General features: G+C 44.4%; 4 protein-coding genes. 3 read left to right on the top strand and 1 reads right to left on the bottom strand.

Features of this window, described 5'->3' with window-relative positions:
- The first annotated feature begins 703 nt into the window (after positions 1-703).
- Both BV372_RS12760 and BV372_RS12755 read left to right on the top strand, forming a co-directional pair.
- Complete coding sequence (locus BV372_RS12760) at positions 704-3748, top strand: ATP-binding protein (RefSeq protein ID WP_086686878.1); 3045 nt, start codon at positions 704-706, stop codon at positions 3746-3748.
- 2 nt (positions 3749-3750) lie between these two features.
- Positions 3751-4929, top strand: coding sequence for an XdhC family protein (locus BV372_RS12755; protein ID WP_086686877.1), 1179 nt, complete (start codon positions 3751-3753; stop codon positions 4927-4929).
- Between the two features lie 365 nt (positions 4930-5294).
- On the opposite strand, the gene BV372_RS12750 is transcribed toward BV372_RS12755, so the two are convergent.
- A complete protein-coding gene (locus BV372_RS12750; RefSeq protein ID WP_086686876.1) occupies positions 5295-6572 on the bottom strand; it encodes a tetratricopeptide repeat protein in 1278 nt (425 codons plus the stop codon).
- A 448-nt stretch (positions 6573-7020) separates the two neighbouring features.
- Between BV372_RS12750 and BV372_RS12745 the strand changes: the two genes are divergently transcribed.
- A complete protein-coding gene (locus tag BV372_RS12745) occupies positions 7021-8361 on the top strand; it encodes an erythromycin esterase family protein (RefSeq protein WP_086686875.1) in 1341 nt (446 codons plus the stop codon).
- Positions 8362-8405: the final 44 nt, after the last annotated feature.

Below are 8405 nucleotides of genomic sequence, written 5' to 3'. Positions count from 1 at the left end.
GTTTCGCGTAGTCTGAATCGACTTCCGGGTTCCTGGAATCAACATCAGGGTTGACGTTTCAGTGTTTCGCGTAGTCTGAATCGACTTCCGCCTTGTGGTTAACACAAACAGACTGGCGTTCTAAAATTATCAATTAGAAAAAAATATCAGATGGGTAGGGGCATAGCAATGCCCATTAGTGTCAACTTAAGCTAAAAATAGCTTCTCGCTTCGCCTCCTCGCCCGCCTGGGAATCAATTCCCAGGCTAATAGCGAAAGTCTACTAAAGTAGACTCAAGATTTTGGGCGATATTTAGTCATCTTTAGATGACTTTTGCTATTAGCAAGGAACTTCAATTCTTTGCGGGATATGGGTTTCACGTTAAGTTGATACAGGTGAGCAATGCCATGTCCATCGCTGTGTAAGCAGAGGGGCAGGGGGAGAAAAATCCCAGAAATTGGGTAATTTATTTTTTGGAGTTCGCTAAGATATAAAGTTATTAAGTAATAAAACTTGTATATCTACGGAAATACGGAAAGTAGTTAAGCAACTTAAAGACTAATAAGTTTCCTGATGAGAAACTGTTTTAATTTTGTTATCGTCTGCCAGTGAAAAGACATTTTCCTGACTCTTGTTCCAATGCCATGTAGATGACACTGTTTCTAATTAGAAATACGTCACTGCTACTAAGGTAACGCCCTTTACTTGAAGAAACAGTTTCCTATGAGTGACAATACGTCTGTTGGGAGTCTTTCTGAATCTGGTGTTTTGATTACCGAACAACTGTATCAGCGCCCTTGCAGACCACTCAACCTGGAAGCCGAAGTTCAAATTCTTCGGGCATTAGGGCAACAGCTAACCCGCACTCCGCAAGCGATACTCAAGTATTTGGTGTCAGCAGCAGTTGATTTGTGCCAAGCCGGAACAGCTGGGGTCAGTTTAATTGAAACTCTGCTGAGTGGGAAAGAGGTATTCCGTTGGGTTGCCCTAGCTGGGGTCTATGAACAGTATGAGGGCAGCATCAGCGATCGGCAACACAGTCCTTGTGGAATCTGTATAAGCCGAGGCAGTCCGCAACTGTATCATCACCCAGAACGCTATTTTCCCAGCTTACAGTCAGTAGACCCGCCTATTGTCGAAGGGCTGGTGGTGCCACTGCTGTTGAAAGGGCAAGCACTAGGCACGATCTGGATTGTATCGCACGATGAGCAGCGACAGTTTGATGGTGAAGATGTGCGGATTCTGACAAGCTTGGCAGACTTTACTGCTGCGGCTTTACAAAGTAGTCGCCTTCGTCAAGCAGCTCTTGAGGCACAACAGGCGCAGCACCAAAGCCAAGCTCAGATGCAGGCCTTGATGACAAATATGCCAGGGATGGTTTATCGCTATAGCCCCTGTGCTGATGGCGATCGCTTTAGTTTTGTTAATTCAGGTTGTCGCGACTTGTTTGAAGTCGAGCCAGAAGCAGCATTACAGGACGCAGGCTCCATTTTTAACCTGATTCACCCTGACGATCGCTCCTTGTTTCAATCATCGGTTGCAGCAGCTATTGAGAACTTTCTGCCGTGGGACTGGGAAGGCAGAATTATTACCCCATCCGGGCAACTGAAGTGGATTCATGGCAGGTCAAGTGCGGTACAAACCACAAATGGAGATGTCTGGGATGGATTGCTAATTGATATCACCCAACGCAAACAAGCGGAACTGCTGCTGGTTGAGCAGAAGCGACTGCTGGAGTTGACTGCATCGGGACACCTACTCAATGAATGTCTTTCTTCCCTGTGTGCCTCAATGTCTAGGCTGAATCCTCGTGTTCGCGCTTGCATATTGCTGCCCAATGCTCAACGATCGGCGTTCAAGAGCTTAATTACTCCGGACTTTCCGCCATCGTTTGGGCAAGGACTCAAGGACGCTCCCATTAATGAGCTTGCCATTGGCACCTGTGGCACAGCCGTGTATTGTGGTCAGCCTGTCACCTGCACGGACATTGCCAATGACGATCGCTGGTCGCAAGGATGGCGAGATTTATGCCTAGCACATGGAATTCTAGCCTGCCATTCTGCACCTGTGCTGGGTTTGGACGGTCAGCCTCTTGGATCTTTGATGCTTTACTTTGACGAAGCACGGATGCCGACCGATTGGGAATACGAACTAGCTGAGTTCGGCACTCATATTGCCAGTATCGTATTCGAGCGCGATCGCTCTAACTTGGCTCTGCGGGAAAGCGAAGAACTCAAGCAACGCATCCTAGAGAGCAGTCAAGACTGCATCAAAGTTTTAACGTTGAACGGCGAAATCCTTTACATGAGTGAAGGTGGACGATGCCTTTTGGAAATTGACGAGCCAACGTCTTTCCTAAACGTGAATTGGACGAGTTTCTGGCAAGGTGAAGACTATGAGAATGCATTAGCCGCTATAGCCGTTGCTCAAGCGGGCAGTATGGGACAATTTCAAGGCTATCTCCCGACTATGAAGGGTAAGCCAAAATGGTGGGATAGCGTGATTTCGCCGATTAGAGATGGGTCAGGACAAGTTGTCCAACTGGTTGCCATCTCACGGGACATTACCAAGCAAAAGCTTGCTGAAGCCGAACGCGAACACATCTTGCAACAAGAACAAGCCGCACGCCAAGAAGCCGAACGCGCCAACCAAATTAAAGACGAGTTTTTGGCAGTGCTGTCTCATGAATTGCGATCGCCCCTTAACCCCATCTTGGGTTGGACAAGCTTACTTCGCAACGGCAGATTGGATGGGGTAAAAACTGCTTACGCACTGGAAACCATTGAGCGCAACGCCAAGCTACAGGTGCAATTAATTGAGGATTTGCTTGATGTTTCTCGCATTTTACGCGGCAAACTAAGTTTGAATGTTATGCCTGTCGATCTGAATCTAGCGATCAAAGCTGCCTTAGAAACTGTTCGATTAGCAGCAGAAGCGAAGTCACTGCAAATTCAGACGAAACTTTCACCAAAGGTTGTCAAAATTAGCGCAGATCCAGGGCGATTGCAACAGGTGGTATGGAATCTGTTATCGAATGCAGTCAAATTTACACCGAATGAAGGTCAGATTACAGTTGTATTAACAATAGTTGAAAATTATGCTCAAATTCAAGTGAGCGACACTGGAAAAGGCATTAATCCTGACTTTCTCCCTTATATTTTTGAATATTTCCGCCAAGAAGATGGAACAACGACCCGCAAATTTGGCGGATTGGGGTTAGGACTGGCGATCGCACGGCAAATTGTTGAATTGCATGGAGGCACGATTCAAGCCCATAATCTAGGCGAGGAACAGGGGGCAACATTTATTGTTAAGTTGCCGTTGCCCAGAAATGAAAATCATGGAGCAACAGATGAGCAGATTCCTGTATTACCGACACTTCAGGCTTTACCTCTGGCAAATGTTCAGGTGCTTGTCATTGAAGATGATACAGACACTCGTGAATTAATCGTCTTTATTCTCGAACAGGCTGGAGCGATTGTCACCGCTGTGCCGTCGGCTCTAGAAGGATTGCAAGCCCTAGCCCAATTTAAACCTGATGTGCTAGTTAGTGACATTGGAATGCCAGAGATGGATGGTTATATGCTCATGCAAAACATTCGGGCAATAATACAAGATAAGCCAATTCCAGCCGTTGCCCTGACTGCCTATGCTGGTGAAACCGATCGGCAGCAGGCTCAAAAGGCCGGATTTCAAAAGCATCTTTCTAAACCAATCGAGCCAGAGATGCTTGTGCAAGCGATTATAAGTTTAATTGAAAATCATTAGTAATGAAAGAAATTACTACTATTTTGCAAGCATTTGCAGAAATTCAACATGATGCCGAATCAAGCTTTCTGGCGACTGTAGTTAATGTTAAAGGCTCTACCTATCGTCGCCCAGGTGCGCGGATGTTGATGACGCAAACAGGTTCGATGATCGGTATGATCAGCGGTGGTTGCCTAGAAAATGATGTATTTGAACATACTCGTGTGTCAATGCCAGATGGGCGACCAATTCTGATTACCTACGATTCAACTGCTGATGAAGACATTGTTTGGGGGTTTGGGCTTGGCTGTAACGGGGTAGTACAAATTCTGATTGAACGGTTAGATAAAGGCGACTTATTTAATCCCTTGGTTTTTATTCAGGAATGTTTTGACCAACAGCAACTAGGTGCGATCGCAACTGTTTTTGGTGTAGAGGGTGTAATTGATGTGAACGTTGGAGAACGCTTAATACTCAAGCCAGACAATCATATAACTACTAATATTTCAGAATATTCTTTAAAATCTGCTCTAATTCAAGATGCTCAAGTTGCCCTTCAAAATCAGAATTCAGCTATTAACAAATATCAATTATCGTTAGGTAGCGTTGACGTATTTATAGAAGTTATTCAGCCACCCGTACACCTAATAATTTTTGGTGCTGGTCAAGATGCCTTACCTACAGTACAGTTTGCCAAAGCTTTAGGTTGGCAAGTGACTATTGTTGATTGCCGAGCAAATGAGGCAACTAAAGAGCGTTTTACCATAGCTGATGAGGTACTTCTCAGCCGTCGAGAAATTTTACACAAACAAATATCTGTGAATGAGCAAACTATTGCTGTAGTAATGACTCATAATTACCTCGATGATTTAGAAATCATCAAAATGCTACTGCCATCTTCTGCAAAGTATCTCGGTATTTTGGGGCCAAAACGCCGTACAGAAAAATTACTTCAGGATTTAAATACAGCAGGAGTAGAATACACTCCAGAACAATTAGAAAAATTGCATAGCCCCATTGGTCTCGACATTGGGGCAGATACACCAGAAGCGATCGCCTTATCTATGATCTCGGAAATTCAAGCCGTCTTAACAAACCGTAGTAGCGGCTTTTTAAAAAATCGCATTTTACCAATTCACCAGCAAAATGAAATTAAAGAAATCTCCATTCAACCGTTGCAAAAGTTATTAACATCTGACTGAATAATTCAGATAATTTTAGGCTCTACCGTACTTGTTATGCTAAATTCATAGTCTTTAAGAGGGAACAGGGAACAGGGAACGGGGAACAGGGGAAAGAGGCGATATTAAGAAATAATCTGACAAATAAGCATGATTTCCCATATATACTAAGCTTTTTGAGATTTTCTCACGTAAATTTAGCATACTAAGTACTGAAGAACCTAATTTTCATAACTCAAACTAGGGTCAACTGCTGTGCTAAACATCAACTACCTGTCGCCGCATCACATAACGCGAATGAACTTTGTTTCCAAACTGCTGGGGTGGTGCCAAATCCGATAATTATACGTTTTTCTGAATAAATTGGCGTTATTAACACAATTTTCTTAAATAGCAGCGAATTTCTCTCTTTTTGCCGTACCCAGGAAATAAATTTGACTTTGCTTTTGAATTCGCAACAAAGCATCTCGATAAACCTGCTCAAATAATACTCTTTGAGCATGGCTACCGCCTATTTGAGACAATCTTGGTAATACAGGTTGCAATTTAGCAACTGCCTCTGACCAATCACCATTGGCATGGGCAACCATACCTTTAGCACAGGGAATTGTAATCTCAGTCCAGTGTTGGCGTAGGAAGGGGTTAACAGTCAAAGCATGTTGCTGGATACTCAGCCACATCTGTTCTAACCAATCAGTACGTTCTGCCCTGGCTAACGCATAGATATAGTGCAAGTCTTGAAAAGGTAGAGCATGTTCGTGAAGACGAGGTAGCAGATAAGCACTCAACTTCTGCCAGCGATTACCTACATCGAACCCTCGCAACTCCAGCCTTAACAATAAAGCGATCGCGCCCACCTGATCTTTGGGAGAATATTTCTGAGCGCGTCCCCAAACATGGCTATCATACAGCGCCAATACTTTATTTGCGTTACCTTGCTCTAAATAATAAAGGGCTATATGCCACCAATTGTGGGTGTAAAGCATGGAGTTGCAATTTTCCCAGGTATCGGCAAGGTTTTCCATCCAAGCAATACCCTCATCCACTCGTCCCTGAGTTTCCATTACATGGGCAACAGCATGATGGGCCCAAGGGTCATAACGATTCATCGATGTTGCTATACGTCCCATAGCTTCGGCTTCTTGTAAGCGATGGCACTGTTCTAAACCAAATGCCACCATGCCATATAGATAATGATTTTCTAGATTCTCAGGTAACACCTTTTTGGCTATGGAAAGCAATCTTTCTTGGTCACCCAAGTAGAAGTAGTGATACTGTCCCTGCTGTACAGAAATCAGGTCACGAGGGAATTTTTTGGTAATAGCTTCGTGTAAGGCGATCGCTCGATCAATTGCTCTCTCTGCCCAAGCGGCGATCGCCTGCACATATAACTGCTCTCTCTCGGTAATTCGGGGTAATTGCTGTTGCGCGGCTTCTAGATGGGGCTTGGCTTGCTGCCAGGCTTGAGCATTTTCCTGAGAAAGATAATAAGCCGCTGCATAGGCATGAATTATTGCACAGTCGGGATCGGCTGCAATTCCTTGGCGAATGACCGCTTCTGCATTTTTACCATAGCTGAGGGCTTGATCAATAAAGTTATTGATCGCTGCGATCGCTGCTTTTGAGTCTGTTGTAATTTCAAGTCCTTGAGCGTCTTCTAACATAGTTTCTTCCTGGGATGGCGAGGCTTGTAACCCACTAAATATTGGATTTAAATAAACTCCGGTAAATCGGTCGAGTTACTGTATTTATTGTTCATGAGTATGTCATAGCAAATGTGAAAATGGCAAGATAATTTCCCAGATCAACTACTTCACCTCGCTCTGGCAATTGCTTACAGTTCAGACTATGAAAGGAATTGGCTAATTTTGGTATTCCCGACAATCATTCCCTAGGTAGAGCAGCACACCAAGCTTGATGCACAATTAGCCAGATGGAAGTGATGTGAGAGATTTTTATGCTGAGTTTAGATAACGTATTCTTTTTGTCTCAAAATACAACGATCTCAAAGTTCCATCTCTTCTGTGCAGCAGTGAGGGTCACGTTCCTATAGGATAAATTTTTAAATTTTTTGGTCAGTAGTTAACTTGGAATGAACAAAGAGCTAGAAATATGCCAGAAGCAACGATAACCAACCTGGTTGATGCGATGCGTAGATCTGCATACCAACTTACAGGAGCAACCGCAGACTACGATCCATTGATGGACTTAATTGGTAATGCCCGCTTTGTCTTGATTGGCGAAGCTTCCCACGGAACCCATGAGTTCTACGAGCAACGAGCTGAGATTACCAAACGGCTGATTCAAGAGAAAGGCTTTACAGCCGTTGCTGTAGAGGCAGACTGGCCTGATGCTTATCGTATTAATCGCTACGTTCGTGGTGTCAGCGAAGATCCAACACCTGCGGAAGCACTTTCTAACTTCCAACGCTTCCCCGCCTGGATGTGGCGAAATATAGATGTATTAAAATTTGTCAATTGGTTAAGGCAATATAATGATGCTCTACCGCAAAATGCTATTAAAGTTGGCTTTTATGGGCTAGATCTTTATAGTATGTATGCTTCAATGGCAGAGGTGCTCAACTATCTCGATCGAGTTGACCCGGAAGCCGCCCAACGCGCTCGTTATCGCTACTCATGCTTTGAGCATTTTGGCGAAGATAGCCAGCACTATGGTTATGCTGCCAGTTTTGGACTCAGCGAATCCTGCGAACAAGAGGTAGTCAATCAGCTGCGGGAACTACAACGCCGTGCTAACGAGTTCAAACATCATAATCCAGTAGCAGCAGACGAGTTGTTCTACATCGAGCAAAACGCCCGATTGGTGAAGAATGCTGAAGCTTACTATCGCTCTATGTTTCAAGAACGGGTGTCCTCATGGAATATTCGCGATCGCCACATGGCAGAAACTCTAGATCACCTAACAGCTCATCTCGATCAACAAGGGCAACCAGCCAAGGTTGTAGTTTGGGAACACAACTCCCACTTGGGAGATGCACGAGCAACTGCTATGGGTAGAGGTGGTGAGATCAATCTTGGTCAATTGGTGCGCGAAAAATATGGTCGTGACTCAGTACTAATTGGCTTTAGCACATATACAGGTACAGTTACGGCTGCTTCTGATTGGGGAGGTACAACCGAACTGAAGCTAGTTCGCCCTGCTTTAGCAAATAGCTACGAAGCTCTTTTTCATGAGACAGGACTACCTCAGTTTTGGTTACAACTACGGGATAACTCGACAGTTCAGGGATTAGAAAAACGGCGATTAGAAAGAGCGATCGGAGTTATTTACCAACCAGAAACCGAGCGCATCAGCCACTACTTTTATGCCTGTCTTCCCGAGCAGTTTGATGCCATTATCCACATAGATGACACAAAGGGAGTACAACCCTTAGACCGCAATATCCAAGAGAATATAGGCGATCCTCCAGAAACCTTTCCTTTTGCTGTTTGAGTCTCTCAGTAGAGACATCACTAATGACAGATGAGCTGTCTGCT

It is taken from the genome of Nostoc sp. T09, from assembly GCF_002154695.1.
Taxonomy (GTDB): domain Bacteria; phylum Cyanobacteriota; class Cyanobacteriia; order Cyanobacteriales; family Nostocaceae; genus Aulosira.
The sequence above is the reverse complement of the archived record's forward strand: the minus strand, read 5'-3'. Positions and strand labels throughout refer to the sequence as shown.

Excerpts from the sequence above, each read along its gene's own strand:
- BV372_RS12760 (WP_086686878.1), top strand. The coding sequence starts at position 704 with ATGAGTGACAATACGTCTGTTGGGAGTCTTTCTGAATCTGGTGTTTTG.
- BV372_RS12755 (WP_086686877.1), top strand. The coding sequence starts at position 3,751 with ATGAAAGAAATTACTACTATTTTGCAAGCATTTGCAGAAATTCAACAT.
- BV372_RS12750 (WP_086686876.1), bottom strand. The coding sequence starts at position 6,572 with ATGTTAGAAGACGCTCAAGGACTTGAAATTACAACAGACTCAAAAGCA.
- BV372_RS12745 (WP_086686875.1), top strand. The coding sequence starts at position 7,021 with ATGCCAGAAGCAACGATAACCAACCTGGTTGATGCGATGCGTAGATCT.